Below are 26,034 nucleotides of genomic sequence, written 5' to 3'. Positions count from 1 at the left end.
CGGATGACTATGAACCCGAATTTTCTCGATTTCGAACAGCCGATTGCCGACCTGCAAGCCAAGATCGAAGGCCTGCGCCTGGTAGGTAACGACAACTCGCTGAACATCAGCGATGAAATTGCCCGTCTGCAAGACAAGAGCAACACCCTGACCGAAAGCATCTTCGGCAACCTGACCAGCTGGCAGATCGCCCGCCTGGCCCGTCACCCACGTCGTCCTTATACCCTGGACTACCTGGAGCACATCTTCACCGAGTTCGAAGAGCTGCACGGTGACCGCCACTTCTCCGATGACGCTGCCATCGTAGGCGGCACCGCCCGCCTGGACGGCAAGCCAGTCATGGTCATTGGTCATCAGAAGGGCCGCGAAGTACGCGAGAAGGTGCGTCGCAACTTCGGCATGCCGCGCCCGGAAGGCTACCGCAAGGCTTGCCGCCTGATGGAGATGGCCGAGCGCTTCAAAATGCCGATCCTGACCTTCATCGACACCCCAGGTGCATACCCAGGCATCGACGCCGAGGAGCGCAACCAGAGCGAGGCAATCGCCTGGAACCTGCGCGTGATGGCGCGCCTGAAAACCCCGATCATCGCCACCGTGATCGGTGAGGGTGGTTCTGGCGGTGCACTGGCCATCGGCGTGTGCGACCAACTGAACATGCTGCAGTACTCCACCTACTCGGTGATCTCGCCGGAAGGCTGCGCTTCGATCCTGTGGAAGACTGCCGACAAAGCCGCTGACGCCGCCGAGGCAATGGGCATCACTGCCGAGCGCCTGAAGAGCTTGAACATTGTCGACAAGGTCATCCAGGAGCCGCTGGGCGGCGCCCACCGTGACCCGGCCAAGATGTCGGAAGCCATCCGTGCCGACCTGGTGCAGCAACTGGACATGCTCGGCAAGTTCGACAACGACGCGCTGCTGGCACGCCGTTACGAGCGCCTGATGAGCTACGGCCTCTGATAGCGAGATGACGGGCACCGGCTTTGCCGGTGTTCGCGGGCACGCCCGCTTGCACAGGTAATGCTCTACCCTCGGGGCTAGCGGCATACTTGTGGGAGCGGGCGTGCCCGCGAATGCTTTGTTGAATCGAGCGAGGGCTAGATGATCAACCTCAACCCCTGGCTCAATGCCCCCAACTGGTACATCGCCTACTCCGGCGGCCTCGACTCCACCGTCCTCCTGCACCTGCTGGCTGACTACGCCCGCAACCACGCGTCCCCCCCGTTGCGCGCCATTCATGTCCATCACGGCCTGCAAACCGCCGCTGACGCCTGGCCTGCCCATTGCCAAGCCATCTGCGACAATCTCGGCATCGAACTCCAGGTCATCCACGTCCAGGTCAGCCCTGGCGCGAGTGTCGAACAGGCCGCTCGCGACGCCCGCTATGCCGCTTTCAAGCAAACGCTCGGCCCTGGCGACATCCTGTTCACCGGCCAGCACCGCGACGACCAGGCTGAAACCCTGCTGTTCCGCCTGCTGCGCGGCGCCGGTCTGCGTGGCCTTGCGGCAATGCCGGGGCAGCGGGCGCTAGGGCAGGGCAGCCTGGCCAGGCCGTTGCTGGGGTGTGCCCGGCAACAGTTGCAGGACTACGCCAGCGCCCACCGGCTGGCCTGGATCGAAGACCCGTCGAACACTGACACACATTTCGCCCGCAACTACCTGCGCGGCGAGGTGTTCCCGCGCTTGCAACAACGTTGGCCACAAGCCAGTCAGAACCTCGCCCGCGCTGCAGAGCACTTGGGTGAGGCCCTGGGCCTGCTGGACGAGCTGGCCCAGGCCGACCTGGCGCGCGCGCAGGAGGGGGCACCCGCCGCGTGGTCGGCGCTACCATCGCTCGGCCTGGCTGCCCTGGCGACGCTTTCGCCGTCCCGTCAACGCAATGCCTTGCAATATTGGCTGAGCCAGCGCACCCGTTTGCCCGACACGCGGCATTGGGCTGGCTGGGCAGACCTGCGCGATGCCGGCGCCGATGCCCAGCCAGTCTGGTCGCTTGCCGATGGGCGGTTGCTGCGTAGCCAAGGGCGCGTCTGGTGGTTGAGTGGCGATTGGCTGAAGACACCCATCGGCCAGCTGGCCTGGGCTGATCCTGACGAGCCGTTGCTGTTGCCGGGCAATGGTAGTGTGCGTCTTGTTGGCGCAGGCCAGCTCGATGGGTTGCGCATCGCCTACCGCCTGGGTGGTGAAATGCTGGAGATCCCCGGCCGTGGACGGCGCGACCTCAAGCGCCTGCTCAACGAGCAGCAAGTGCCGCATTTCCTGCGTTCGCGCCTGCCGCTGCTGTATCGGGGCGAACGCCTGCTGGCAGTGGCCAACTTGCCCAGGCAGGTGCAGGCGGATTGCCAGCTGCATTGGCAGTTACCGACGAACGCGCAAGGTTTGAGCTGAAGGGTACATTCCGGTAGACTACCCTCCCTTCTTGATACAACTTCTGTGGGTTCCGCGAAAACACAGGGGTTGCCGATTACCAAGCAGTTTTTTGCTGGGCTGATTCTGGAAATGACGAGCGAGCTCCATGCCGGGGATACCCCTGGTCTGTACAGACGCGGCAGTTTTTCGAGATGCACTGTGATTGACGCAGGTGATCGGGGGCTTCGGCCTTCCTTCGCTTTCTCCGGCGGCGCTGGCCGCCTTAACGCAGACTTCTAGGGTTTTTCATGACGCGCTACATATTCGTCACGGGCGGTGTTGTTTCTTCATTGGGGAAAGGCATTGCCTCGGCTTCCCTGGCGGCCATCCTGGAAGCGCGGGGCCTGAAGGTCACCATGCTCAAGCTGGATCCGTACATCAACGTCGATCCGGGCACCATGAGCCCGTTCCAGCATGGTGAAGTGTTCGTCACCCACGATGGCGCCGAGACCGACCTCGACCTGGGCCACTACGAGCGGTTCATCCGCACCACCATGACCCAGAACAACAACTTCACCACCGGCCGTATCTACGAGCACGTGCTGCGCAAGGAGCGCCGTGGTGATTACCTGGGCGCGACCATCCAGGTCATCCCGCACATCACCGACGAAATCAAGCGTCGCATCATCAAGGGCGCCGGCGATGCCGACGTGGCCCTGGTGGAAATCGGCGGTACCGTGGGTGACATCGAGTCGCAGCCGTTCCTCGAGGCCATTCGCCAGCTGCGCGTCGAAGTGGGTTCCAAGCGCGCCATGCTGATGCACCTGACCCTGGTCCCGTACATCGCCACCGCTGGCGAAACCAAGACCAAGCCGACCCAGCACTCGGTCAAGGAGCTGCGCTCCATCGGCCTGCAGCCTGATGTGCTGATCTGCCGCTCCGACCACCCGGTCGATGCCTCGTCGCGTCGCAAGATCGCGCTGTTCACCAACGTTGAAGAGCGTGCGGTGATTTCGCTGGAAGACGTCGACACCATCTACAAGATCCCGGGCGTACTGCACGCACAGGGCCTGGACGACTTCGTCGTCGAGCGCTTCGGCCTGCAGTGCAATGGCGCCGACCTGTCCGAGTGGGACAAAGTGGTCGATGCCAAGCTCAACCCAGAGCACGAAGTGACCATTGCCATGGTCGGCAAGTACATGGAACTGCTGGATGCGTACAAGTCGCTGATCGAGGCAATGAGCCACGCCGGCATCACCAACCGCACCAAGGTCAACCTGCGCTACATCGACTCGGAAGACATCGAGAACCAGGGCACCAGCCTGCTCGAAGGCGCCGATGCCATCCTGGTGCCTGGCGGTTTCGGCCTGCGCGGCGTGGAAGGCAAGATTACCGCGGTGCAATACGCCCGTGAGAACAAGGTGCCGTACCTGGGTATCTGCCTGGGCATGCAAGTGGCGGTGATCGAATTCGCCCGTAACGTGATGGGTTGGAAAGACGCCAACTCCACCGAATTCGACCGTAACAGCGGCCACCCTGTGGTCGGCCTGATCACCGAGTGGGCCGATGCCACCGGTGCCGTCGAGACCCGCGACGAGGCTTCCGACCTGGGCGGTACCATGCGCCTGGGTGCTCAGGACTGCCAGCTGGCTGCCGGTTCCAAGGTGCACGACTGCTACGGCAAGGACGTGATCACCGAGCGTCACCGTCACCGCTACGAAGTGAACAACAACCTGCTGCCGCAGCTGGTCGACGCAGGCCTGGTGGTTTCCGGTCGTTCCGAAGACGGCGCGCTGGTGGAAGTGGTCGAGTCCAAGGACCACCCATGGTTCGTCGCTTGCCAGTTCCACCCAGAATTCACTTCGACCCCACGTGACGGCCACCCGCTGTTCAGTGGTTTCGTCAAGGCAGCTCTGGCTCAGAAGAACAAGGCCTGATCAATGACCCAGAAGATCATTCGCGTCGGTAACATCGAGATCGCCAACGACAAGCCGTTCGTCCTGTTCGGCGGCATGAACGTCCTGGAATCCCGTGACCTGGCAATGAAGGTCTGCGAAGAGTATGTGCGGGTTACCGAAAAGCTCGGTATCCCGTATGTGTTCAAGGCCAGCTTCGACAAGGCCAACCGTTCGTCGGTGACGTCCTACCGTGGCCCAGGCATGGAAGAAGGGCTGAAGATCTTCGAAGAGATCAAGCGCACCTTCAACGTGCCGGTGATTACCGACGTACACGAGCCTTACCAGGCCGAGCCCGTCGCCAAGGTGTGCGACATCATCCAGTTGCCGGCTTTCCTGTCGCGGCAGACTGACCTGGTGGTGGCCATGGCCAAGACCGGCGCGGTGATCAACATCAAGAAGGCCCAGTTCCTCGCCCCCCAGGAAATGAAACACATCCTGGCCAAGTGCGAAGAGGCCGGTAATGACCAGTTGATCCTCTGCGAGCGTGGTTCGAGCTTCGGCTACAACAACCTGGTGGTGGACATGCTCGGCTTCGGCATCATGAAGCAGTTCGAGTACCCGGTGTTCTTCGACGTGACCCACGCCCTGCAAATGCCGGGTGGCCGCAGCGATTCGGCGGGTGGCCGCCGTGCCCAGGTCACCGACCTGGCCAAGGCCGGCATGAGTCAGGGCCTGGCCGGGCTGTTCCTCGAGGCCCACCCCGACCCGGACAACGCCAAGTGCGATGGCCCATGCGCCCTGCGCCTGGACAAACTGGAGCCGTTCCTGGCCCAGCTCAAGCAATTGGACGACCTGGTGAAAAGTTTTCCGACGGTAGAAACCGCGTAAAGCTCATTTCTCGGGTAAAGTACCGCCCGATCCACCCCTGACCAGTCGGTCAGGGGCTCCCTTCACCTGGCCTGCCCAAAGCAAGTCCGCCCGGTGAACGGCAAGAATTTCCTAAGCTAAGTTGTTTTCGTCAAATTCTGGAGTGCTTACAACAATGGCAAAAATCGTCGACATCAAAGGTCGTGAAGTTCTCGATTCGCGTGGCAACCCCACCGTGGAAGCCGATGTACTGCTCGACAACGGCATCATCGGCAGCGCTTGCGCGCCGTCCGGTGCTTCCACCGGCTCGCGCGAAGCGCTGGAGCTGCGTGATGGCGACAAGAGCCGTTACCTGGGCAAGGGCGTGCTGAAGGCCGTCGCCAACATCAACGGCCCGATCCGTGAGCTGCTGCTGGGCAAGGACCCTTCCGACCAGAAGGCCCTGGACCGCGCCATGATCGAACTGGACGGTACCGAGAACAAGGCCAAGCTGGGCGCCAACGCCATCCTGGCTGTTTCCCTGGCTGCCGCCAAAGCTGCCGCCCAGGACCAGGACCTGCCGCTGTACGCGCACATCGCCAACCTGAACGGCACTCCTGGCCAGTACTCGATGCCGGTGCCGATGATGAACATCATCAACGGTGGCGAGCACGCCGACAACAACGTCGACATCCAGGAGTTCATGGTTCAGCCGGTTGGCGCCAAGACCTTCTCCGACGGCCTGCGCATGGGTACCGAAATCTTCCACCACCTCAAAGCCGTGCTCAAGGCCCGTGGCCTGAACACCGCCGTAGGTGATGAAGGTGGTTTCGCGCCTAACCTGGCTTCCAACGAAGACGCCCTGGGCGCCATCGCCGAAGCGGTCGAAAAAGCCGGCTACAAGCTGGGCACCGACGTGACCCTGGCCCTGGACTGCGCGGCTTCCGAATTCTACGAAGACGGCAAGTACAACCTGTCCGGCGAAGGCAAGTCGTTCGACGCCGAAGGCTTCGCCGAGTACCTGAAAGGCCTGACCGAGCGCTTCCCGATCATCTCGATCGAAGACGGCCTGGACGAGTCCGACTGGGCTGGCTGGAAAATCCTCACCGACAAGATCGGTGAAAAAGTCCAGCTGGTCGGTGACGACCTGTTCGTGACCAACACCAAGATCCTCAAGGAAGGCATCGAGAAGGGCATCGGTAACTCGATCCTGATCAAGTTCAACCAGATCGGCTCGCTGACCGAAACCCTGGAAGCGATCCAGATGGCCAAGGCTGCTGGCTACACTGCAGTGATCTCGCACCGTTCCGGTGAAACCGAAGACTCGACCATTGCCGACCTGGCCGTGGGTACTGCCGCGGGTCAGATCAAGACCGGTTCGCTGTGCCGTTCCGACCGCGTTTCCAAGTACAACCAGCTGCTGCGCATCGAAGAGCAACTGGGCGCCAAAGCGGTTTACCGTGGTCGTGCCGAGTTTCGCGGCTAAGCAAGAGATGGTAAAAAGGCAGCAGCCGGAGCGGTAGGAACGTTCGTACTGAACTTAACTACGTTCCAACGGGTTTCTGTCAACGAAGCCTGGCCTCGGCCAGGCTTCGTGCTATTCGAGGCCCCGTAAAAAAGTATGCGGCAGCCTTTTTAACCTGGATAACGTGATGCGCAGTCCCTATTGGGTGTTCCTCGTTCTGCTCCTGCTGCTGGGTGGCCTGCAGTACCGCCTGTGGGTGGGTAACGGCAGCCTGGCGCAAGTGACCGAGCTGAAGCAGCAGATTGCCGACCAGCATGCCGAAAACGAGCGCTTGCTTGAGCGTAACCGCGTGCTCGATGCCGAAGTGCTGGAGCTGAAAAAAGGCATGGAGACCGTTGAAGAACGGGCTCGCCATGAATTGGGGATGGTCAAAGAGGGCGAAACCCTCTTCCAGTTGCCACAGAAATGATCAATACCTTGCCGGCCTTCTGGGCCGTGATTCCTGCTACGGGCGTTGGTGCCCGCATGGCTGCCGACCGCCCCAAGCAATACCTGGAGCTGGCTGGGCAGACCCTTCTCGAGCACAGCCTCGATTGTTTTCTTGGCCACCCGGCGCTTGCAGGGGTGGTAGTCAGCATTGCCGATGACGACCCGTATTGGCCTGGCCTGCGCTACGCCAGCGACCCGCGCATCCAGCGCGCGGCAGGTGGGCGTGAGCGCGCTGACTCGGTGCTCAACGCCTTGCTGGTGCTGCATGCCCAAGGGGCCTCGGACAGCGATTGGGTACTGGTGCACGATGCCGCGCGGCCAAACCTGGCGCGCAGCGACCTGGACAAGCTGTTGTCGGAATTGGCAGACGACCCGGTGGGTGGCCTGCTGGCGGTGCCGGCGCGCGATACCCTCAAGCGTGCCGATGGCAATGGCCGGGTGAGCGCTACCGTGGACCGCAGCACCATCTGGCAGGCGTATACGCCGCAGATGTTCCGCCTGGGTGCGTTGCACCGTGCGTTGGCCGAGTGCCTGGTGTCGGATGTCGTGGTGACCGATGAGGCTTCGGCCATCGAGTGGTCCGGTCAAGCGCCGCGGCTGGTTGAAGGGCGAAGTGACAACATCAAGGTGACCCGGCCGGAAGACCTGGAGTGGTTGCGCCAGCGTTGGGCAGGGCGTCGCTAAGGCTTTGGACCAGTGCTGGCTTCTTCGCGGGCATGCCCGCGAAAGGGCCAGTACAAGCAGCGCACTCCTTCAGCCGAGACGATATTCCGGCAACCCCGCCAACCCTTCCTTCAGGTAATCCACCAACCGCCGTACCTTCGGCGAAAGGTGCCGCTGCTGCGGATATAGCGCCCATACCGCTGTATTTGGTGGCTGGTGCGCCTCTAGCAGTGACACCAGCGCACCGTTGTTCAGGTGTTCCAGCACGTAATAATCCGGCAGTTGGCACAACCCTATCCCTTGCAACGCCGCATCCAGCACCGCCTGCCCACTGTTGCAGCGCCAATTGCCCTGCACCCGCTGGCTGATTTCACGGCCATCCTGCTGCAGCGCCCACAAATCCGAACTGCCCACCAGGCAATTGTGCCGCGCCAGCTCCGAAAGGCTGTGTGGTCGGCCATAGCGCTCGAGATAGGCCGGCGAGGCGCACAGGTACATGCGCCTGGGTGCCAGGCGGGTGGCCACCAGCCGAGAGTCGGCCAGCCTGCCCAGGCGGATGGCCAGGTCCATGCCTTCATGCAGCAGGTCGAGGGTATGGTTGCTTAGTTCCACATCCACCCGCAGTTGCGGATACAGCGCCATGAACCGCGTTACCAGTGGCACGATGAAGCGCTCGCCATAGGCTACCGCGCAGGTCATGCGCAGCAAACCCTTGGGCTCGCTGGCCAGGTCGCCCATGGCGCGCAGGGCTTCCTCGCGGCCATCCTGCAGGCGCTGGCAATGCTGCAGAAAGGTCTGCCCGGCCTCGCTCAGGGTTACCCGGCGGGTGCTGCGGTACAGCAGGCGCGTCTGCAGGCGCTCCTCCAGGCGAGCGATCTGCCGGCTGATATGTGACGAAGATACTCCCAGCCGTTCAGCGGCCGCGGTGAACTGGCCTGATTCGGCTACGGCGACGAATTCGTCGATGCCTTCCCAGCGGCTGCTCATTGATTATCCCTGTATGGCAATAATGTTTTGTCTTTGCCCGGATTATTCATCAAAAGCGGCTGAATTACACTGCAAGTCTGAATCGACCCTCTGTCTGGAGACCTTTGATGATCAAGTCCCGTGCTGCCGTAGCCTTCGAGGCCAAGAAACCCCTGGAAATCGTCGAAGTCGACGTGGCCATGCCCAAGGCCGGTGAAGTGCTGCTGCGCGTGGTCGCCAGCGGTGTTTGCCATACCGACGCCTACACCCTGTCCGGGGCGGACCCGGAGGGTATCTTCCCGTCGATTCTCGGCCACGAAGGCGGCGCGATCGTCGAAGCGGTAGGCGAGGGCGTGACCTCGGTAGCTGTCGGTGATCACGTGATCCCGCTGTATACCCCGGAATGCGGCAAGTGCAAGTTCTGCCTCTCGGGCAAGACCAACCTGTGTCAGGCCATTCGTGCCACCCAGGGCAAAGGCCTGATGCCGGACGGCACCACGCGTTTCTCGTACAAGGGCCAGCAGCTGTTCCACTACATGGGCACGTCGACCTTCTCCGAGTACACCGTGCTGCCGGAAATCTCCGTAGCCAAAATCCAGAAGGAAGCCCCCCTGGAAAAGGTCTGCCTGCTGGGCTGTGGCGTCACCACCGGTATCGGCGCGGTGCTCAACACCGCCAAGGTCAAGCCGGGTGACACCGTGGCCATCTTCGGCCTCGGCGGTATCGGCCTGTCGGCGGTGATCGGTGCGGTCAAGGCCAAGGCCTCGCGTATCATCGCCATCGACATCAACCCGGCCAAGTTCGAAATCGCCCGTCAACTGGGTGCCACCGACTGCGTCAACCCGAAAGACTACGACCGCCCGATCCAGGAAGTGATTGTCGACCTCACCGACGGTGGCGTGGACTTCTCCTTCGAGTGCATCGGCAACGTGCAACTGATGCGCGCGGCCCTGGAATGCTGCCACAAGGGCTGGGGCGAGTCGGTGATCATTGGTGTGGCGGGTGCCGGCCAGGAAATCGCCACCCGTCCGTTCCAGCTGGTTACCGGCCGGGTATGGCGCGGTTCGGCGTTCGGCGGCGTGCGAGGCCGCAGCGAGCTGCCAAGCTACGTGGAAATGTCCGAGAAGGGCGAAATCCCGCTGGACACCTTCATCACCCACACCATGGGCCTGGAAGACATCAACAAGGCCTTCGACCTGATGCATGAAGGTAAGAGCATCCGTAGCGTGATCCACTTCTGAGGTACGCCATGAGCCTGGATAACATCTCCTGCCAGAAGAGCTTCGGCGGCTGGCACAAGCGTTACCGGCATCACTCCAAGGTGCTGGGTTGCGACATGGTGTTCGCCGTGTACCTGCCGCCGCAGGCCGAACAGGGTGAGAAGCTGCCGGTGTTGTACTGGCTCAGTGGCCTCACCTGTACCGACGAGAACTTCATGCAGAAGGCCGGCGCTCAGCGCCTGGCCGCCGAGCTTGGGCTGATCATCGTCGCCCCCGACACCAGCCCGCGTGGCGAGCAGGTGCCGGGCGACCCGGATGGCGCGTGGGACTTCGGCCTTGGGGCCGGCTTCTACCTCAACGCCACCCAGCAGCCCTGGGCCCAGCATTACCGCATGCATGACTATGTGGTACAGGAGTTGCCAGCCCTGATCGAAGCGCACTTCCCGGCGTCGGGCGAGCGCAGCATCAGCGGCCACTCCATGGGCGGGCATGGCGCGCTGGTGTGCGCCTTGCGCAACCCAGGGCGCTACCGTTCGGTGTCGGCGTTTTCCCCCATCAGCAACCCGATGGATTGCCCGTGGGGCGAGAAAGCTTTCAGCCGCTACCTGGGTGAAGATCGGGCGCGCTGGCGCGAGTGGGATGCCAGCGTGTTGCTGGCCGAAACCCCTGCCGGCGAGTGCCCGCCGTTGCTGGTTGACCAGGGCGACCGTGACGACTTTCTCGAGAAACAGCTCAAGCCCGAAGCGCTGGAGCAGGCCGCACGCAAAGGGGGCCATGCACTGACCCTGCGCCTGCAGCCGGGCTATGACCATAGCTACTACTTCATTGCCAGCTTCATCGAGGAGCACCTGCGCCATCATGCGGTGGCACTGGGGCGGGTGTAGCACCCTGGGCCAAAAGCCGCCAAACCCGCTGCAAAGCAGGTAGAATCACGCCCTGACTCATTCAGGGCGTTTTTCTATGCGTATTGGCCATGGCTACGATGTGCACCGTTTCTGCGACGGTGATTTCATTACCTTGGGCGGGGTGCGTATCCCCCACAAATACGGCCTGCTGGCCCATTCCGACGGCGACGTGCTGCTGCACGCCCTGAGCGATGCCTTGCTGGGCGCCGCGGCGCTGGGCGACATCGGCAAGCACTTCCCCGACACAGACCCGCAGTTCAAGGGGGCCGACAGCCGAGCGCTGCTGCGCCATGTGGTCGGCATCGTCAGGGCCAAGGGCTGGAAGGTCGGCAATGTCGACGCCACCATCGTCGCGCAGGCGCCGAAGATGGCCCCGCACATCGAGACCATGCGCCAGCTGATCGCCGAAGACCTGCAGGTCGAGCTCGACCAGGTCAACGTCAAGGCCACCACGACTGAAAAGCTGGGCTTCACCGGCCGCGAGGAGGGGATTGCCGTGCATTCGGTCGCCCTGCTGCTGCCAGCATGACCGAACTGGAACTGCTGGGCCCGCGCGCATCGGGCGAACCGTTGGGCACCGCCGTACTCAAGGCGGTGGCCGAGGATTTCCAGGTCGACGAAGTGCTGGATATCCCCCTGTCGGGGCAGGGCGAGCACCTGTGGCTGTGGGTCGAGAAGCGTGACCTGAACACTGAAGAGGCCGCCCGCCGCCTGGCCCGTGCCGCAGGCGTGCCCGTGCGCAGCATCAGCTATGCCGGCCTGAAGGACCGCCAGGCGCTGACCCGCCAGTGGTTCAGCCTGCACCTGCCGGGCAAGGCCGACCCGGACCTGTCGCGGGCCGAGGATGCCAGCCTGCGTGTGCTCAAGCAGGTGCGCCACCTGCGCAAGCTCCAGCGCGGCGCGCATTCGGCCAACGGTTTTACCCTGCGCCTGACGGCTCTGGCAGCCGATCACCAGGCGCTGGACACGCGCCTGGAACAGCTGAAGCAGAACGGTGTGCCCAACTATTTTGGCACCCAGCGCTTCGGCCACGGCGGTGGTAACGTGCATGACGCCCTCGAGTGGGCTGCCCGCAAGGCTTTGCCTGAGCAGCGCAACGTGCGTTCGCGGCTGCTTTCGGCTGGGCGCAGCTTCCTGTTCAATCAACTGCTGGCTGCGCGTGTCGCTGACGGCAGCTGGGCTCGCGCCCAGGTCGGCGACCTGCTGGCGTTCACTGACAGCCGTAGTTTCTTCCCGGCCGGTGAGGCGGAATGTGCCGACCCGCGCCTGGCGATTCTCGATCTGCACCCGACTGGCCCTATGTGGGGCGAGGGCGCCTCGCCTGCTGGCGCAGCCACTGCCCAGCTGGAAAACGCCGTTGGCGCACGGCAGCCGGCACTTTGCCAGTGGTTGGCCCAGGCGGGCATGGATCACGAACGGCGAATTCTGCGGCTCCCTATTGGCGGCCTGACGTGGCATTATCCCGAGCCTGATATCCTGCAACTGGAATTCGTCCTGCCGGCCGGATGCTTCGCCACCGTGGTGGTGCGTGAAGTCGTGGATCTGGTGTCGGCAGGGCAGACGGACAGCCCATGCGTATTCTGATTTCGAACGACGACGGTGTTACCGCACCCGGCATCGCCGCGTTGCACGCTGCGCTGGCGGATTACGCCGAGTGCGCGGTGATCGCCCCGGATCAAGACAAGAGCGGCGCCAGCAGTTCGCTGACGCTGGACCGGCCACTGCACCCGCAGACCCTGGCCAACGGCTTCATCAGCCTCAACGGCACGCCAACCGACTGTGTGCACCTGGGCCTCAATGGGTTGTTGCCACAGGCGCCAGACATGGTCGTGTCGGGGATCAACCTCGGTGCCAACCTGGGCGACGACGTGCTGTATTCGGGTACGGTCGCTGCGGCGTTGGAAGGCCGTTTCCTCGGCGGTACCTCGCTGGCGTTCTCGCTGTTGTCGCGCCAGCCGGACAACCTGCCGACCGCTGCCTATATCGCCCGTCGATTGGTCGAGGCACAGTCGCGCCTGGCGCTGCCGCCCCGCACCGTACTCAACGTCAATATCCCCAACTTGCCGCTGGAGCACATCCGTGGCATCCAGCTCACCCGCCTCGGTCATCGGGCGCGGGCGGCGGCGCCGACCAAGGTGGTCAACCCGCGCGGCAAGGAAGGCTACTGGATTGCCGTGGCCGGTGATGCCGAGGATGGGGGGCCGGGCACCGACTTCCACGCGGTCATGCAGGGCTACGTATCGATCACCCCGCTGCAACTCGATCGCACCTTCAATGATGCCTTCGAGCAGCTCGACGGTTGGCTGGAGGGCCTGCTCTGATGCGCGAGGACGATATGCTGCGGCGTGGTATCGGCATGACCTCCCAGCGTACCCGGGAGCGGCTGATCCAGCGCCTGTGCGAAGAGGGTGTGTCGAATACCAAGGTGCTCGACGTGATCCGTCGTACCCCGCGCCACCTGTTCGTCGACGAGGCGCTGGCACATCGCGCCTATGAAGACACCGCGTTGCCGATCGGCCACAACCAGACCATCTCGCAACCGTTCATGGTTGCCCACATGAGCGAGCTGCTGCTCGAAGCCGGGCCGCTGGACAAGGTGCTGGAAATCGGCACCGGCTCGGGTTACCAGACGGCGATCCTGGCCCAGCTGGTCGAGCGGGTATTCTCGGTGGAGCGCATCAAGGTATTGCAGGATCGGGCCAAAGAACGCCTGGTGGAGCTGAACCTGCGCAACGTGGTGTTCCGCTGGGGCGATGGTTGCGAGGGATGGCCGGCATTGGCGCCGTACAACGGCATCATCGTCACTGCCGTGGCGCCGGAAGTGCCGCAGGCATTGCTCGACCAGCTGGCACCTGGAGGCCGCATGGTCATCCCGGTGGGGCCGGCCGGCGAAGCGCAGCAACTGATGCTGATCGTGCGCGAGGAGCATGGGTTCTCCCGTCGCGTGCTGGGGGCTGTGCGTTTCGTGCCGCTGCTCAATGGTCCGTTGGCCTGAGCCCAGCTTGCATTGGCTGTTTGGGTAGGCACCACGCGGTATTTTTGGGCCTGCAGCGAATTCTTGCCGCTTCGCCCTGTCTATCTGGCGGGGCGAAGCGCCAGCGTACACCGGGGCTTTGCAACAGCCTATTGCTCCAGTCTGCCAATACCGGCTGGCTTGGTTATAATTGCAACAATATTGCATTTCTTGTCTTCATATCGTTTTCGGCACCATGAGGGGAGCGCGGGTGGGTCACACAGTCATTCGGCAGCGCAAGGACGGGTCAGGTTTCAAGCTTCTGGTGATTGCATTGGCCATGGGCACGCTACTGGTGGGTTGCTCGAGCACCAGCAGCAACAGCGCGCGGGTGGTCGACCGCAACAACAGCGTGCCCAAGCGCCCGGCGGTGACTTCCGGGCAATACATCGTCAAGCCTGGCGACACCCTGTTCTCCATCGCCTTCCGTTATGGCTGGGACTACAAGGAGCTGGCCGCACGCAACGGTATCCCGGCGCCTTACACCATCCGCCCGGGCCAAGCGATTCGTTTCAGCAGCGGTTCTAGCAGCAGTACCACGGTGGTATCCAACCCTTCCTCGTCGAGCCGCACCACGGTCACGCGGCGGCCTGTGGGCAGCCCCGCCACGGCGCCGGCCAGCACCAGCAAACCAGCTACTCCGGCCCCTTCCACCAGTGCGCCAGTGGTTGCCACCGTGCCGGCTGCGGAGCGCGCGGTAGGCGGCTGGACCTGGCCTGCCAACGGCGTGTTGATTGGAAAATTTGCTTCAAACGGTAGTTTGAATAAAGGCATTGATATCGCCGGTGATTTGGGACAGCCTGTTTTTGCTGCGTCTGATGGTGCGGTGGTTTACGCCGGGAGTGGTTTGAGGGGCTACGGCGAGCTGATCATCATCAAACACAGCGATACCTACGTCAGTGCCTACGGCCATAACCGCAGGCTGTTGGTTCGGGAGGGGCAGCAGGTCAAGGCAGGGCAGTCGATTGCTGAAATGGGGTCTACGGGCACAGATCGGGTGAAGCTGCATTTTGAGATTCGCCGCCAGGGCAAACCCGTCGATCCGCTCCAGTTCCTGCCACGCCGTTGATCGTTGTACCCGGCCTGTTCCTGTGATGTAGAGGGGACAGGCTCAAGCGCTACCAGGGATAAAGGTGCCGCTCGAGTCTGAGTTCGAACTCAGCAAAGGACTATAACAATGGCTCTCAGTAAAGAAGTGCCGGAGTTTGACATCGACGATGACGTCCTCCTGATGGAGACGGGTATCGTTTTGGAAACGGATGTGGTGTCAGACGAACCTGCTGTATCTTCGGTTCGGACGAGGGCCAAGTCGGGCTCTTCGCTCAAGCAACACAAGTACATCGATTACAGCCGGGCGCTCGATGCCACCCAGCTGTATCTCAACGAGATTGGTTTCTCGCCGCTGCTGTCGCCGGAAGAAGAAGTGCACTTTGCGCGCTTGTCGCAAAAGGGCGATCCTGCCGGCCGCAAGCGCATGATCGAAAGCAACCTGCGCCTGGTTGTAAAAATTGCCCGTCGTTACGTGAACCGTGGCCTGTCGCTGCTCGACCTGATCGAGGAGGGCAACCTGGGGCTGATCCGTGCGGTCGAGAAGTTCGACCCAGAGCGTGGTTTCCGGTTCTCGACCTATGCGACCTGGTGGATTCGCCAGACCATCGAACGGGCGATCATGAACCAGACCCGCACCATCCGCCTACCGATCCATGTGGTCAAGGAACTGAACGTCTACCTGCGCGCTGCACGCGAGCTGACCCAGAAACTCGACCACGAACCCTCGCCAGAAGAAATCGCCACGTTGCTGGAGAAGCCGGTCGCCGAGGTCAAGCGCATGCTTGGCTTGAACGAGCGGGTGTCTTCGGTGGATGTGTCGCTTGGCCCGGACTCGGACAAGACCCTGCTCGACACCTTGACCGACGACCGCCCGACCGACCCGTGCGAGCTGCTGCAGGATGATGACCTGTCGCAGAGCATCGATCAGTGGCTGGGTGAGTTGACCGACAAGCAGCGTGAAGTGGTGGTGCGGCGCTTTGGCCTACGCGGGCATGAGAGCAGTACCCTTGAAGATGTTGGCCTGGAGATCGGCCTGACCCGGGAGCGGGTGCGGCAGATTCAGGTAGAGGGGCTTAAGCGCTTGCGCGAGATCCTGGAGAAGAACGGCTTGTCCAGCGAGTCGTTGTTCCAGTAGCGAAGGCTCGTAACACAAAGCGCCCCGATGACCTCGGGGCGTTTTTGTGTGTGGCTAAAAGAGTTATCCCCATCCGAGATTGCAGGGCTGCAAAGCTGCCTCAAAACCTGGGCATAACAGATATCCAATGTGTATTGCGCTACCCCAGTAACATTCCATGTAAGCCTTTTCTTACTTGTTTTGTAAGCTATCTATGCAAGTCTCAGTAAATCATTGTCGTTTTCAGCCTCTGTATTTTTCCAACTCATTGAAAACAATGGCTTATTTTGCTGTGAGGGAATATGTCCCCGGCAATACCTTGTGAGGGTTCGCGCTTGCCCGTCCGGCTCAACCCGCTAGTATTCGAACTGTGCACAGGGACATGCACAGGCTTTCAGGACGAAGGCCAAGGACGTCGCAAGAAGCGATTTCATCAGGATGATGTTTGGGACAAGCAGGGACTACGGAAAAAATGTGGGCGGGTCAAACCGCCCCTTTTTTTGCCCGCAGAAAACAAAAAAGGCCCCGAGGGGCCTTTTTCGCATCTGGGCGTTATCAGCGCTCCAGGTCGGCAATCTTGCCAGTCTTGCCATCCCACTCTTCGGCGTCAGGCAAGGCATCCTTACGCTCGGTGATGTTCGGCCAGACTTCCGCCAGTTCGGCGTTCAGCTCGATGAAGTTCTCCATCCCTGCAGGGATTTCGTCTTCCGAGAAGATGGCTTGCGCTGGGCACTCCGGTTCGCACAGGGCGCAGTCGATGCACTCGTCCGGGTGGATGACCAGGAAGTTCGGGCCTTCGTAGAAGCAGTCCACCGGACAGACTTCCACGCAGTCGGTGTATTTGCATTTGATGCAGTTGTCGGTGACGACGAAGGTCATTTCTAATTCTCTCCTCAGGCGACGGCGGCGGCCCTTCCTCTCAGGGCCGCGCGGTTTACAGGTATGTGGCTGCAGGCCAGGCTAATAACCTGCAGCACCAGCAAACCGCGGCGGATTCTATCAGCTTGTAGTGGGCGCCGTTATAACAGGTTCTTTAGTTGATATAGCATTTCGATAGCTTGACGCGGGGTCATGTCGTCCAGCTGCAGCTTGCCCAGCTTCTCGATGGCCGGGTGTGGCAGGCTGGCGAACAGGTCGCTTTGGTGCGGTACCTGCGGCGCATCCTTGGCTTTTGCGGCCGGGGGCTGCTCGTGCGGCAGGCTGGTGGTTTCCAGGCGCCCCAGGTGTTCGCGGGCACGCTGGATGACCACTGTCGGTACGCCGGCCAGTTGCGCCACGGCCAGGCCGTAACTCTGGCTGGCAGGGCCAGGCAGCACGTGGTGCAGGAAAACGATGCGTTCGTTGTGCTCGGTGGCGTTCAGGTGCACGTTGGCCACCAGCGGCTCGCTCTCCGGCAGCACGGTCAGTTCGAAGTAGTGCGTGGCAAACAGCGTGTAGGCACGCAGCTGGGCCAGGCGCTCGGCGGCGGCCCAGGCCAGCGACAAGCCGTCGAAGGTGCTGGTGCCGCGGCCGACTTCGTCCATCAGCACCAGGCTGCGGTCGGTGGCGTTATGCAGAATGTTGGCGGTTTCGCTCATCTCGACCATGAACGTCGAGCGCCCGCCGGCCAGGTCATCGCTGGAACCGATGCGGGTGAAAATGCGGTCGACCAGCGACAGCTCGCAGCTGGCCGCCGGCACGAAGCTGCCAATGTGTGCCAGCAGCACGATCAAGGCGGTCTGGCGCATGTAGGTGGACTTACCGCCCATGTTCGGGCCAGTGATGATCAGCATGCGTGTGCTGTTGTCCAGGCCCAGGTCGTTGGCCACGAACGGCGTGGTCAATACCTGCTCCACCACCGGGTGGCGGCCTTGCACGATGCGCAGGCACGGCTCGTCGACGAAGCGCGGGCAGTTCAGGTCAAGGTTCAGTGCACGTTCGGCCAGGTTGCTGAGTACATCCAGTTCGGCCAGGGCAGCGGCGCTGTCCTGCAGCGGCGCCAGGTGGCTGATGAGGGTTTCCAGCAGGGCGTCGTACAGCATTTTTTCGCGGGCCAGGGCGCGGCTCTTGGCCGACAGTGCCTTGTCCTCGAATGCCTTCAGCTCCGGGGTGATGAAGCGCTCGGCGCCCTTGAGCGTCTGCCGGCGAATGTAGTCGCCTGGGGCCTGCTCGGCCTGCTTGGTCGGTAGCTCGATGAAGTAGCCGTGCACGCGGTTGTAGCCGACCTTGAGGTTGGCAAGGCCTGTGCGAGCCTTTTCCCGGGCTTCCAGGTCGATCAGGAACTGGCCGGCGTTTTCGCTGATCGCCAGCAGGTCGTCCAGCTCATTGTCATAGCCGGCCTTGAGCACGCCGCCGTCGCGGATCACCGCCGGCGGGTTGTCGATGATCGCCCGCTCCAGCAGGCTGGCCAGTTCCGGGTAGGTGCCGGTGATGGCTGCCAGGCGCGCAAGGTGCGGTGCCTCGAGCTCGGTCATGGCGTTCTGCAGCTCGGGCAATGCGCCCAAGGCATCACGCAGGCGCGCCAGGTCGCGCGGGCGGGCATTGCGCAGGCCGATGCGAGCGAGGATCCGCTCGATATCGCCAATTTCCTTCAACTGCGGCTGCAGCTTCTCGAAGCGATAGCTGTCGAGCAGGCAGCGGATCGAACCCTGGCGTGCCTGCAGTACCTTGAGGTCGCGCAGCGGGCGGTTCAGCCAGCGGCTCAGCAGGCGGCTGGCCATGGCGGTCTGGCAGCGGTCGATCACCGACTGAAGGGTGTTGTCGCGCCCGCCGGCCAGGTTGATGTCCAGCTCCAGGTTGCGGCGGCTGGCGCCATCGAGGATGACCGTGTCGTCCAGGCGCTCGTGGCGCAGGCTGCGCAGGTGGGGCAGGGCGGTGCGCTGGGTTTCCTTGGCGTAGGTCAGCAGGCAGCCGGCGGCACCGATGGCCAGGGTCAGCTTGTCGCAGCCGAAGCCTTTGAGGTCTTTGGTCGCGAATTGCTGGCACAGGGCCTTGCGCGCCGAGTCGCGGTCGAAGTCCCACGGTGCGCGGCGGCGGGCGCCAGGGCGTTTCTCCGCAGGCAAATCGCGCGGCCAGTCGTCCGGGATCAACAGCTCGACCGGGTTCAGCCGCTCGAGCTCGGCCAGCAGGTTTTCCCAGCCCTTGATCTCCTGCACGCTGAAGTTGCCGCTGGTGATGTCCAGTACGGCCAGGCCGAACAGGCGCTCGTCGCCGAGCAGCGCGGCAATCAGGTTGTCGCGGCGCTCGTCGAGCAGGGCCTCGTCACTGACCGTGCCAGGGGTGATGATGCGCACCACCTGGCGCTCCACCGGGCCCTTGCTGGTGGCTGGGTCGCCAATCTGCTCACAGATCACCACCGATTCGCCCAGCTTGACCAGCTTGGCCAGGTAGCCTTCGAGCGAATGGAACGGGATCCCGCACATGGGAATGGACTGGCCGGCCGACTGACCGCGGGCGGTCAAGGTGATATCCAGCAGTTTCGCGGCTTTTTTCGCATCTTCGTAGAAGATTTCGTAGAAGTCGCCCATGCGGTAGAACATCAGCTGGTCTGGGTGCTGGTTTTTCAGCTTCCAGTACTGCTGCATCATCGGTGTGTGTGCGGAAAGATCTGACATTCAGGGCCTTACAGCGGGTGATCTGGTTGGCAAGGGTAAACCGGCAATGGTACAGGCTTTTTCAGCGAGATGCAGGCGCAGGCATTGGGGCATGTTCGCGCAGCCTGGCGGCAAAGGTGGAGCCGTGCGGCGTTAACCTCTAGAATGCGCGGCCCTCGACAAACGCCTCTAGCCGTGACCCGTACGATGAATGTGTCCAGCCCAGTTCCCTATGTAAAGCAACAGCTGATCTACCTCCTTTATGGCGAGCGCCGGATCTATCAGCTGGAGGCCAAACTCAGCATCCTCACCGCCATGGCGCGTTGCAAACCGGCTGAGCTGCCAGTGATCCGTGTACTTACCGATCAGCCACAGGCTTTTGCTGGCTGGCCGGTGGAAGTGATCACGCTGGACGAGCAGACCTTGCAGGCCTGGACCGGCGACGGCGGCTACACCCACCGGCGCAAGGCCTGCGCCATTGCTCAGGCCGGGCAGTGGGCGGACAAGACCGTGTTCATCGATACCGATACGGTGTTCCTGCAATCGCCGTTGAAGCTGTTCAGCCAGGTCGATGCCGGCCAGTTCCTGGTCGATGAAGTGGAGACGAGCTGGGCCGAGGCGTCGCGCAGCAGTGACTACCTTCGCTTCAGCGCCGGGCTGGCCGAGGCTGGAAATGCGCCGGCCGATGATTTGCGGCTCTGCAACAGCGGCGTCATGGGTTTCACCCGCTGCAATGTCGGCATTGCCGAGCGCGCCATCCCCCGCATCGATGCCTGGACGCCCTACACCGGTGACCTGCACACCATCGAACAGATCGCCTTTTCCTTCGAATTGCACGGGGCGCAGGTCAACGAAGCGCGTGGGGTGATCAGCCACTACTTCGCGATGAAACAGTACGTGCATGCCATCCTGGAAATCTTCTTCGCCAAGCACGGCGAGGGCTTCCATCCGCAGATGCCAAGCCTGGCCCTCAAGGTGCCGGCGTATCGTCCTGTGCCTTCGTGGCTGGCGCGGTTGTCGGTGAAGTGGAGCCTGAAGCGGGTGCCGCGCGAGCTGCGGGGCATCGGCCGCAAGCTGCTGTACGGCAGCGTGATGAGTAATGATGACTATCAGCGCGCGTGCAAAGTGATCTGGTGGCGTTCGGCAATCGAAGACATGCGCAAGCTGGACGGCTTCGACTGGCGCGAGGAGTGGCCTGAAGGGCTGCCGCGCCTCGGTCGGCGCGACGAGCGTGCGTTCAGCGAAATTGCCCGGGACAGCCTGTAGGTTTCCTGAGCCAGGGCCCGACGCGGGGTGATAGGGTAGAGGGCCGTTTACAAGGAGCCCCGACATGGACCCGATCACCACGCTTGCTACCCGCCTGGGTGAACACCTGCGCCGTTTCAATGCGCAGGTGACCACCGCCGAATCCTGCACTGGCGGTGGCATTGCCGAAGCCATTACCCGCGTACCTGGCAGCTCGGCCTGGTTCGAGGTTGGCTACGTGACCTACTCCAACGCCCAGAAAACCCGTCTGCTGAGTGTGCCCGAGGTGTTCTTCGGCCAGGTAGGCGCGGTCAGCCAGGAAGTCGTCGAAGCCATGGTCCGCGGGGCCCAGGTTGCCAGCGGGGCGCGCTTTGCCGTGGCGGTGAGCGGGGTGGCCGGGCCCGACGGCGGCTCGCCAGCCAAACCGGTAGGTACCGTGTGGCTGGCCTGGGGCGATGGCAACCGGGTGTTCAGCGAGCGCCGCCAGTTTGACGGTGACCGCGAAGCGGTGCGCCGACAGACGGTGATCGCCGCGTTAGACGGCTTGTTACAGCTTGGTGCCGAGTAAATCGACGACAGGGGTTTGCGCGGGCGCCGGCCTGTGGAATAATACTGGCTACTTATACAGGTATTCCGGCCGTCAGGGCCAAGTCGAACACGTGAGGATTTCAATGGACGACAACAAGAAGCGCGCCTTGGCTGCGGCCCTGGGTCAGATCGAACGTCAATTCGGTAAAGGCGCGGTCATGCGCATGGGTGACCAGGAGCGTCAAGGCATTCCGGCCATCTCCACCGGCTCGCTGGGCCTGGACATCGCCCTTGGCATCGGCGGCCTGCCAAAAGGCCGTATCGTCGAGATCTACGGCCCGGAATCGTCGGGCAAGACCACGCTGACCCTATCGGTCATCGCCGAAGCTCAGAAAAACGGTGCCACCTGCGCCTTCGTCGACGCCGAACACGCCCTCGACCCTGAGTACGCCGGCAAGCTGGGCGTCAACGTCGACGACCTGCTGGTTTCGCAGCCGGACACTGGCGAACAGGCCCTGGAAATCACCGACATGCTGGTGCGCTCCAACGCCGTTGACGTGATCATCGTCGACTCCGTGGCCGCGTTGGTGCCGAAGGCCGAGATCGAAGGCGAGATGGGTGACATGCACGTCGGCCTGCAGGCTCGCCTGATGTCCCAGGCGCTGCGCAAGATCACTGGTAACATCAAGAACGCTAACTGCCTGGTCATCTTCATCAACCAGATCCGTATGAAGATTGGCGTGATGTTCGGCAGCCCGGAAACCACCACCGGTGGTAACGCCCTGAAGTTCTACGCCTCGGTGCGTCTGGATATCCGTCGTACCGGCGCGGTCAAGGAAGGCGACGAAGTGGTCGGTAGCGAAACCCGCGTCAAGATCGTCAAGAACAAGGTATCGCCTCCGTTCCGTCAGGCCGAGTTCCAGATTCTTTACGGCAAAGGTATCTACCGTAACGGCGAGATCATTGACCTGGGTGTGTCTCAGGGCCTGGTCGAGAAATCCGGTGCCTGGTACGCCTACCAGGGCAACAAGATCGGTCAAGGTAAAGCCAACGCTGCCAAGTATCTGGCGGAAAACCCGGCTATTGGTGCCGAGATCGAGAAGCAGATCCGTGAAAAGCTGTTGAAAGCCGGTGCTGCCGCTGAAGCCGGCAAGGCTGCCGCCGTTGATGCCAGTGCCGACGATGTGGCTGACGCCGAAGCCGGTTATTGATTGCGCGGTAGATAGCCAATATGTCCGCCGTACTCGACACCCCCGTCGCCATCCGGCGGACAGCCATGGACCTGCTCGCGCGACGTGAGCACGGTCGCGTCGAGCTGACGCGCAAGTTGCGTCAGCGCGGCGCTTCGGACGAGTTGATAGAGCCTGAGCTCGACCGGCTCGCCGAAGAAGGGCTGCTGAGTGAAGCCCGTTACCTCGAAAGCTTCATCCGCTATCGTTCAGGCTCTGGCTACGGTCCTTCGCGTATTCGTGAGGAGCTGGGGCAGCGTGGCTTGGCGCGTGCTGATATCGAGCAGGCATTGCGCGAGAGCGAAGTGGATTGGCGCGAGCGTATGCATGACGTATGGCAGCGCAAGTTTGCCGGGCAGCGCCCGCAAGACCCGCGCAGTCGTGCCCAGCAGACCCGGTTTTTGGCATACCGTGGGTTCCCCATGGACATGATCGGCCGCCTGCTCAGTGGGCGTGATCTCGACGATTACTGAGCATTGCTGAAAGGCTGAGGCCGCTTTGCGGCCCCCCTGCAGCAAACACCTATGAACTGACCTTCAACGCCTCCCTGGCCCGCTGCGTGGTATGCATGGGTTGCGGCTTGGCCCAGTTCTCGGGCAAGTTGATGAAATCCACCAACTCGCGCAGCCTGCCCTGGTCGCGGCCATTGAAGGCGAATGACAGGCGGGTCAGGTGATTGAAATTGCCTACTTCATGCTCGGCACTGCTATCAGCTTGCTGGTGATATTTGCCACTCAGGCGCAAGTCGGCAAAGCCTTCTTGGATGTCATACAGCGCGGCCTCGCTGAGCGGGTGATGCATGCGGATAACGAACTGGCTCTTGAGCCAGCGGCTGGAATGGTAGTTGCTGTAGAACTGGTTGATTTCCTCCACTGCCTCGTCGGCACTGTGCACCAGGCGCACCAGCTTCAGATCGCTGGGCAGGATGTAGCGGTTTTCTTCCAACTGGCGGCTGATGAAGTCCAGGCAGTCGCGCCAGAAGCTACCGCCTGGCGAGTCCAGCAGTACCACCGGTACCAGCGGGCTCTTGCCAGTCTGGATCAGGGTCAGGACCTCCAGCGCTTCATCAAGGGTGCCGAAGCCGCCGGGGCACAATACCAAAGCGTCGGCTTCCTTGACGAAGAACAGTTTGCGGATGAAGAAGAAATGGAACGGCAGCAGTTTGTCGGTGCCATCCACCGTGGGGTTGGCATGTTGTTCGAAGGGCAGGGTGATATTGAAGCCCAGGCTGTGGGCACTGCCGGCACCCTCGTGAGCGGCGGCCATGATACCGCCGCCGGCGCCGGTGATGACCATCAAGTCGGAGCGCGCCAGGGTGGCACCCAGCTCGCGGGCCAGGGCGTACATGGGGTGTTCCAGCGGGGTGCGCGCCGAACCGAACACGGTCACCTTGCGTCGGCCTTTGTAGCGCTGCAGGGTGCGGAACGAGTGGTCCAGCTCGCGCAGGGCCTGCAGGGTAATCTTGGCGTTCCAGCGGTCGCTGTCGTCGTGGGCCATGCGCAGGATGGTCAGCATCATGTCGCGGTACAGCGGCAGGTTGGGGCTGTCGGGTGCAACCAGTTGCAGTTGTGCGTCGATGTGGTTCAAGTCGATGTTGTTGTCACGGAAGTGGCTGAACAGCAGTTCATTCGATTGGTAAGGCATGCAACGTCTCCTTCTGCACCAATACCTCTGACCTCAATCTAGACCCTCGCGACCGATTGTGCCGGGCTGTTTGCCACCGCCGCCCGTCGGCATGCGGCCACCGGCCGCATGGGTTTGGTTAACTGGTAGGGCGAAACGTATCGATGCAGGAGGTGGCGGTATGCATCGCTTGATCATCGAGGTGGACCGGCAGCTCTTTCAGCAGCTGGAGAACGCGGCCCAGGTGCATCACCTGAGCCTTGAGGCCGAGTGCCGCCGCAGGTTGGCGGGGCTGGAGTGTCAGTCGCGCTATTTGCAGGCGTTATTGGCCGAGATGCGCGCCGACGCCGCCGAAGGGCACTGGAGTGCCCGCGAGGACGAGAAGGTATAGCTGGGAGGGCTGCCTTTACTTCTTCTTGTTGCCGGCAACGCAACTGGCACTGTCGAAGGCCTGGTCCATGATTGGCTGGTTGGTCTTGTAAACCGTGAAACGGTAGACCATCACCGCGCCCTTGGACATCAGGTTGCGAAAACCGCTATTGCGGCAGACGCTGTCGCCCAGTTGGCTACGCACCTGTGCAGGGTTGGCCTGCATGCGTTCAGCGTGGCTCTGGCGCACGCTCAGGTGGTTGACCAGCGCCTTGCCTTCAACGGTGTAACCCTGATCGAGGATGTCCTCGTTGATCGCACGCGGGGTGCCGACGCTGCTCTCTTTGGCAACCTTCTCCAGCATCTTGTTCAGGTCGTAATCCTGCTTGGAAGCCGCCTGGGCTGCCAGAGGCAGGGCGAGCAACAAGCTCAGGGCGGGGGCGATAAGGCGCAGCATGAATCTCTCCTGGTTCGATGACTGGCGCTTTGACATGCGCGGGTCGACGGCGTTCCGTGAAATCGCGCGGTGGTGACTACCGGGCGCGATAAAACCCCGATTATAAGGGCCACCTTGCCGCCTGCACAGCAATTGCCCCCTGTTCTGGTAGACTGGCACCCTTGTTTTCTCCGAGTCATCCTTGTGCCCATTTCCAACCTGTCCAGAGGCCTGCCGGCATGAGCCATGCGGTAGCGCGCCTGCGCGCCGAACGCCTGGCCCGCAGCAACAAGCCTTTCATCGCCCGTGGCTCGCGAGCAGAGCGTTGCCCGGATTGCCGGGTCATCGCTACCCATTGCCTGTGTGCCTGGAAGCCCCGGGTGAAGGCTGACGCCGGTGTATGCCTGCTGATGCATGACACCGAGCCGCTGAAGCCCACCAACACCGGCTGGCTGATTGCCGACCTGATCGAAGACACCGCGGCCTTCGGCTGGTTGCGCACCTCGGTTGACGAGCGCCTGCTGGCCTTGCTCGACGACCCGCGCTGGCAGCCCTATATCGTTTTCCCGGGCGAGTTCGTTGCTCAGGAGCGGGTGGTCAGCGAGGTGGTGCGCGAGCCTGGCAAGCGCCCGCTGTTCATCCTGTTGGATGCCACCTGGACCGAAGCACGCAAGATGTTCCGCAAAAGCCCGTACCTGGACCGTTTTCCGGTGCTGAGCCTGCAGGCCGAACAGATGTCGCGCTACCGCTTGCGTCGCTCCAAGCGCGACGATCATTTCTGCACGGCGGAAGTCGCGGCCATGTGCCTGGACCTGGCCGGCGACAGCCAGGCCTCCCAGGCGCTGGATGCGTACCTGGATGTGTTCAGCCTGCATTACCTGAGCGGCAAGCAGCGCCTGCCGCTGGACGAGCAGGACGACACCCACCAACGTTTGCATACCTTCCTATAGTCCAAGGGGCACAACCCCTGCTTTGGTTCATAATGACGGAGCTGGCAGCCAGGGTGGGCGAGACGGCAGGGCGATTGGCTTGACCACCCTTGACCGTGCTCGGCATCCTT

The 26,034-nt window shown here is 62.4% G+C and carries 26 protein-coding genes; 21 read left to right on the top strand and 5 right to left on the bottom strand.

Annotation, left to right across the window (positions count from 1 at the left end):
* Window positions 1–9: 9 nt before the first annotated feature.
* The 7 genes from Q9451_RS24575 (at window position 10) to ispD (ending at window position 7,725) form a co-directional block, all read left to right on the top strand.
* Window positions 10–957, top strand: coding sequence for an acetyl-CoA carboxylase carboxyltransferase subunit alpha (locus Q9451_RS24575; protein WP_041166396.1), 948 nt, complete (start codon window positions 10–12; stop codon window positions 955–957).
* Window positions 958–1,098: 141 nt separating this feature from the next.
* On the top strand, window positions 1,099–2,382 hold the full coding sequence (gene tilS, locus Q9451_RS24570; protein WP_012270850.1) for a tRNA lysidine(34) synthetase TilS: 1,284 nt from the start codon (window positions 1,099–1,101) through the stop codon (window positions 2,380–2,382).
* Window positions 2,383–2,651: 269 nt separating this feature from the next.
* Window positions 2,652–4,280, top strand: a complete 1,629-nt coding sequence (locus Q9451_RS24565) for a CTP synthase (protein WP_012270851.1) — start codon at window positions 2,652–2,654, stop codon at window positions 4,278–4,280.
* A gap of 3 nt (window positions 4,281–4,283) precedes the next feature.
* On the top strand, window positions 4,284–5,129 hold the full coding sequence (kdsA, locus tag Q9451_RS24560; RefSeq protein WP_012270852.1) for a 3-deoxy-8-phosphooctulonate synthase: 846 nt from the start codon (window positions 4,284–4,286) through the stop codon (window positions 5,127–5,129).
* 154 nt (window positions 5,130–5,283) lie between these two features.
* Window positions 5,284–6,573 (top strand): phosphopyruvate hydratase, encoded by a 1,290-nt coding sequence (eno, locus tag Q9451_RS24555; RefSeq protein ID WP_012270853.1) that lies wholly within the window; start codon window positions 5,284–5,286, stop codon window positions 6,571–6,573.
* A gap of 166 nt (window positions 6,574–6,739) precedes the next feature.
* Window positions 6,740–7,021 carry a cell division protein FtsB gene (gene ftsB, locus Q9451_RS24550; RefSeq protein ID WP_012270854.1) on the top strand — a complete coding sequence of 94 codons (282 nt, stop codon included), beginning with the start codon at window positions 6,740–6,742 and terminating at the stop codon, window positions 7,019–7,021.
* A complete protein-coding gene (ispD, locus tag Q9451_RS24545; protein WP_345960798.1) occupies window positions 7,018–7,725 on the top strand; it encodes a 2-C-methyl-D-erythritol 4-phosphate cytidylyltransferase in 708 nt (235 codons plus the stop codon). Before ftsB ends, ispD begins: the two co-directional genes overlap by 4 nt.
* Window positions 7,726–7,794: 69 nt before the next feature.
* On the opposite strand, the gene Q9451_RS24540 is transcribed toward ispD, so the two are convergent.
* A complete protein-coding gene (locus Q9451_RS24540) occupies window positions 7,795–8,691 on the bottom strand; it encodes a LysR substrate-binding domain-containing protein (RefSeq protein ID WP_012270856.1) in 897 nt (298 codons plus the stop codon).
* 107 nt (window positions 8,692–8,798) lie between these two features.
* Between Q9451_RS24540 and Q9451_RS24535 the strand changes: the two genes are divergently transcribed.
* The 8 genes from Q9451_RS24535 to rpoS all read left to right on the top strand — a co-directional run bounded on the left by Q9451_RS24535 (window position 8,799) and on the right by rpoS (window position 15,993).
* Window positions 8,799–9,911 carry an S-(hydroxymethyl)glutathione dehydrogenase/class III alcohol dehydrogenase gene (locus Q9451_RS24535; protein WP_012270857.1) on the top strand — a complete coding sequence of 371 codons (1,113 nt, stop codon included), beginning with the start codon at window positions 8,799–8,801 and terminating at the stop codon, window positions 9,909–9,911.
* A gap of 8 nt (window positions 9,912–9,919) precedes the next feature.
* Window positions 9,920–10,774, top strand: coding sequence for an S-formylglutathione hydrolase (gene fghA / locus Q9451_RS24530; protein ID WP_012270858.1), 855 nt, complete (start codon window positions 9,920–9,922; stop codon window positions 10,772–10,774).
* A gap of 76 nt (window positions 10,775–10,850) precedes the next feature.
* The gene (gene ispF / locus Q9451_RS24525; protein WP_012270859.1) at window positions 10,851–11,324 is read left to right on the top strand and encodes a 2-C-methyl-D-erythritol 2,4-cyclodiphosphate synthase; all 474 of its coding nucleotides are present in this window, start codon (window positions 10,851–10,853) and stop codon (window positions 11,322–11,324) included.
* The gene (truD, locus tag Q9451_RS24520) at window positions 11,321–12,379 is read left to right on the top strand and encodes a tRNA pseudouridine(13) synthase TruD (protein ID WP_012270860.1); all 1,059 of its coding nucleotides are present in this window, start codon (window positions 11,321–11,323) and stop codon (window positions 12,377–12,379) included. The genes ispF and truD overlap by 4 nt, the downstream gene beginning before the upstream one ends.
* Window positions 12,367–13,116, top strand: a complete 750-nt coding sequence (gene surE / locus Q9451_RS24515; protein ID WP_012270861.1) for a 5'/3'-nucleotidase SurE — start codon at window positions 12,367–12,369, stop codon at window positions 13,114–13,116. The genes truD and surE overlap by 13 nt, the downstream gene beginning before the upstream one ends.
* Before the next feature lie 35 nt (window positions 13,117–13,151).
* Window positions 13,152–13,790: a protein-L-isoaspartate(D-aspartate) O-methyltransferase gene (locus Q9451_RS24510; protein WP_003252348.1), complete on the top strand. Its 639-nt coding sequence runs from the start codon at window positions 13,152–13,154 to the stop codon at window positions 13,788–13,790.
* Between the two features lie 229 nt (window positions 13,791–14,019).
* Window positions 14,020–14,877, top strand: a complete 858-nt coding sequence (locus tag Q9451_RS24505; RefSeq protein ID WP_012270862.1) for a peptidoglycan DD-metalloendopeptidase family protein — start codon at window positions 14,020–14,022, stop codon at window positions 14,875–14,877.
* A gap of 108 nt (window positions 14,878–14,985) precedes the next feature.
* Complete coding sequence (gene rpoS / locus Q9451_RS24500; protein WP_003252351.1) at window positions 14,986–15,993, top strand: RNA polymerase sigma factor RpoS; 1,008 nt, start codon at window positions 14,986–14,988, stop codon at window positions 15,991–15,993.
* A gap of 534 nt (window positions 15,994–16,527) precedes the next feature.
* On the opposite strand, the gene fdxA is transcribed toward rpoS, so the two are convergent.
* Both fdxA and mutS read right to left on the bottom strand, forming a co-directional pair.
* Window positions 16,528–16,851 carry a ferredoxin FdxA gene (fdxA, locus tag Q9451_RS24495; RefSeq protein WP_012270863.1) on the bottom strand — a complete coding sequence of 108 codons (324 nt, stop codon included), beginning with the start codon at window positions 16,849–16,851 and terminating at the stop codon, window positions 16,528–16,530.
* Window positions 16,852–16,991: 140 nt separating this feature from the next.
* Window positions 16,992–19,565 carry a DNA mismatch repair protein MutS gene (gene mutS / locus Q9451_RS24490; RefSeq protein ID WP_345960797.1) on the bottom strand — a complete coding sequence of 858 codons (2,574 nt, stop codon included), beginning with the start codon at window positions 19,563–19,565 and terminating at the stop codon, window positions 16,992–16,994.
* A gap of 186 nt (window positions 19,566–19,751) precedes the next feature.
* On the opposite strand from mutS, the gene Q9451_RS24485 reads away from it, so the two are divergent.
* The 4 genes from Q9451_RS24485 (at window position 19,752) to recX (ending at window position 23,019) form a co-directional block, all read left to right on the top strand.
* Entirely contained in the window at window positions 19,752–20,810 is a 1,059-nt protein-coding gene (locus tag Q9451_RS24485; protein WP_012270913.1) for a hypothetical protein, read from the top strand.
* 64 nt (window positions 20,811–20,874) lie between these two features.
* Window positions 20,875–21,357 carry a CinA family protein gene (locus Q9451_RS24480; protein WP_012270914.1) on the top strand — a complete coding sequence of 161 codons (483 nt, stop codon included), beginning with the start codon at window positions 20,875–20,877 and terminating at the stop codon, window positions 21,355–21,357.
* A 103-nt stretch (window positions 21,358–21,460) separates the two neighbouring features.
* On the top strand, window positions 21,461–22,528 hold the full coding sequence (gene recA / locus Q9451_RS24475; protein ID WP_012270915.1) for a recombinase RecA: 1,068 nt from the start codon (window positions 21,461–21,463) through the stop codon (window positions 22,526–22,528).
* A gap of 20 nt (window positions 22,529–22,548) precedes the next feature.
* Window positions 22,549–23,019: a recombination regulator RecX gene (gene recX / locus Q9451_RS24470; protein ID WP_012270916.1), complete on the top strand. Its 471-nt coding sequence runs from the start codon at window positions 22,549–22,551 to the stop codon at window positions 23,017–23,019.
* 49 nt (window positions 23,020–23,068) lie between these two features.
* Here the strand turns inward: recX and Q9451_RS24465 are convergent, their stop codons facing one another.
* Window positions 23,069–24,190: an LOG family protein gene (locus Q9451_RS24465; RefSeq protein WP_012270917.1), complete on the bottom strand. Its 1,122-nt coding sequence runs from the start codon at window positions 24,188–24,190 to the stop codon at window positions 23,069–23,071.
* Between the two features lie 160 nt (window positions 24,191–24,350).
* Between Q9451_RS24465 and Q9451_RS24460 the strand changes: the two genes are divergently transcribed.
* Window positions 24,351–24,560 carry a hypothetical protein gene (locus tag Q9451_RS24460; RefSeq protein WP_012270918.1) on the top strand — a complete coding sequence of 70 codons (210 nt, stop codon included), beginning with the start codon at window positions 24,351–24,353 and terminating at the stop codon, window positions 24,558–24,560.
* Window positions 24,561–24,575: 15 nt separating this feature from the next.
* Here the strand turns inward: Q9451_RS24460 and Q9451_RS24455 are convergent, their stop codons facing one another.
* Window positions 24,576–24,995, bottom strand: a complete 420-nt coding sequence (locus Q9451_RS24455) for a quorum-sensing-regulated virulence factor family protein (RefSeq protein WP_012270919.1) — start codon at window positions 24,993–24,995, stop codon at window positions 24,576–24,578.
* 218 nt (window positions 24,996–25,213) lie between these two features.
* Here Q9451_RS24455 and Q9451_RS24450 point away from each other — a divergent pair, with 218 nt between their 5' ends.
* Entirely contained in the window at window positions 25,214–25,924 is a 711-nt protein-coding gene (locus tag Q9451_RS24450; protein ID WP_012270920.1) for a tRNA-uridine aminocarboxypropyltransferase, read from the top strand.
* Window positions 25,925–26,034: the final 110 nt, after the last annotated feature.

The organism is Pseudomonas sp. NY8896 (assembly GCF_039634505.1).
The sequence above is the reverse complement of the archived record's forward strand: the minus strand, read 5'-3'. Positions and strand labels throughout refer to the sequence as shown.

Coding starts and splice junctions, on each gene's coding strand:
- truD (WP_012270860.1), top strand. CDS start 11,321: ATGACCGAACTGGAACTGCTGGGCCCGCGCGCATCGGGCGAACCGTTG.
- tilS (WP_012270850.1), top strand. CDS start 1,099: ATGATCAACCTCAACCCCTGGCTCAATGCCCCCAACTGGTACATCGCC.
- eno (WP_012270853.1), top strand. CDS start 5,284: ATGGCAAAAATCGTCGACATCAAAGGTCGTGAAGTTCTCGATTCGCGT.
- ispD (WP_345960798.1), top strand. CDS start 7,018: ATGATCAATACCTTGCCGGCCTTCTGGGCCGTGATTCCTGCTACGGGC.
- Q9451_RS24485 (WP_012270913.1), top strand. CDS start 19,752: ATGAATGTGTCCAGCCCAGTTCCCTATGTAAAGCAACAGCTGATCTAC.
- Q9451_RS24450 (WP_012270920.1), top strand. CDS start 25,214: ATGAGCCATGCGGTAGCGCGCCTGCGCGCCGAACGCCTGGCCCGCAGC.
- Q9451_RS24465 (WP_012270917.1), bottom strand. CDS start 24,190: ATGCCTTACCAATCGAATGAACTGCTGTTCAGCCACTTCCGTGACAAC.
- Q9451_RS24460 (WP_012270918.1), top strand. CDS start 24,351: ATGCATCGCTTGATCATCGAGGTGGACCGGCAGCTCTTTCAGCAGCTG.
- Q9451_RS24575 (WP_041166396.1), top strand. CDS start 10: ATGAACCCGAATTTTCTCGATTTCGAACAGCCGATTGCCGACCTGCAA.
- ftsB (WP_012270854.1), top strand. CDS start 6,740: ATGCGCAGTCCCTATTGGGTGTTCCTCGTTCTGCTCCTGCTGCTGGGT.
- kdsA (WP_012270852.1), top strand. CDS start 4,284: ATGACCCAGAAGATCATTCGCGTCGGTAACATCGAGATCGCCAACGAC.
- fdxA (WP_012270863.1), bottom strand. CDS start 16,851: ATGACCTTCGTCGTCACCGACAACTGCATCAAATGCAAATACACCGAC.
- Q9451_RS24565 (WP_012270851.1), top strand. CDS start 2,652: ATGACGCGCTACATATTCGTCACGGGCGGTGTTGTTTCTTCATTGGGG.
- fghA (WP_012270858.1), top strand. CDS start 9,920: ATGAGCCTGGATAACATCTCCTGCCAGAAGAGCTTCGGCGGCTGGCAC.
- Q9451_RS24535 (WP_012270857.1), top strand. CDS start 8,799: ATGATCAAGTCCCGTGCTGCCGTAGCCTTCGAGGCCAAGAAACCCCTG.
- mutS (WP_345960797.1), bottom strand. CDS start 19,565: ATGTCAGATCTTTCCGCACACACACCGATGATGCAGCAGTACTGGAAG.
- rpoS (WP_003252351.1), top strand. CDS start 14,986: ATGGCTCTCAGTAAAGAAGTGCCGGAGTTTGACATCGACGATGACGTC.
- Q9451_RS24540 (WP_012270856.1), bottom strand. CDS start 8,691: ATGAGCAGCCGCTGGGAAGGCATCGACGAATTCGTCGCCGTAGCCGAA.
- ispF (WP_012270859.1), top strand. CDS start 10,851: ATGCGTATTGGCCATGGCTACGATGTGCACCGTTTCTGCGACGGTGAT.
- Q9451_RS24480 (WP_012270914.1), top strand. CDS start 20,875: ATGGACCCGATCACCACGCTTGCTACCCGCCTGGGTGAACACCTGCGC.
- Q9451_RS24455 (WP_012270919.1), bottom strand. CDS start 24,995: ATGCTGCGCCTTATCGCCCCCGCCCTGAGCTTGTTGCTCGCCCTGCCT.
- recA (WP_012270915.1), top strand. CDS start 21,461: ATGGACGACAACAAGAAGCGCGCCTTGGCTGCGGCCCTGGGTCAGATC.
- surE (WP_012270861.1), top strand. CDS start 12,367: ATGCGTATTCTGATTTCGAACGACGACGGTGTTACCGCACCCGGCATC.
- Q9451_RS24510 (WP_003252348.1), top strand. CDS start 13,152: ATGACCTCCCAGCGTACCCGGGAGCGGCTGATCCAGCGCCTGTGCGAA.
- recX (WP_012270916.1), top strand. CDS start 22,549: ATGTCCGCCGTACTCGACACCCCCGTCGCCATCCGGCGGACAGCCATG.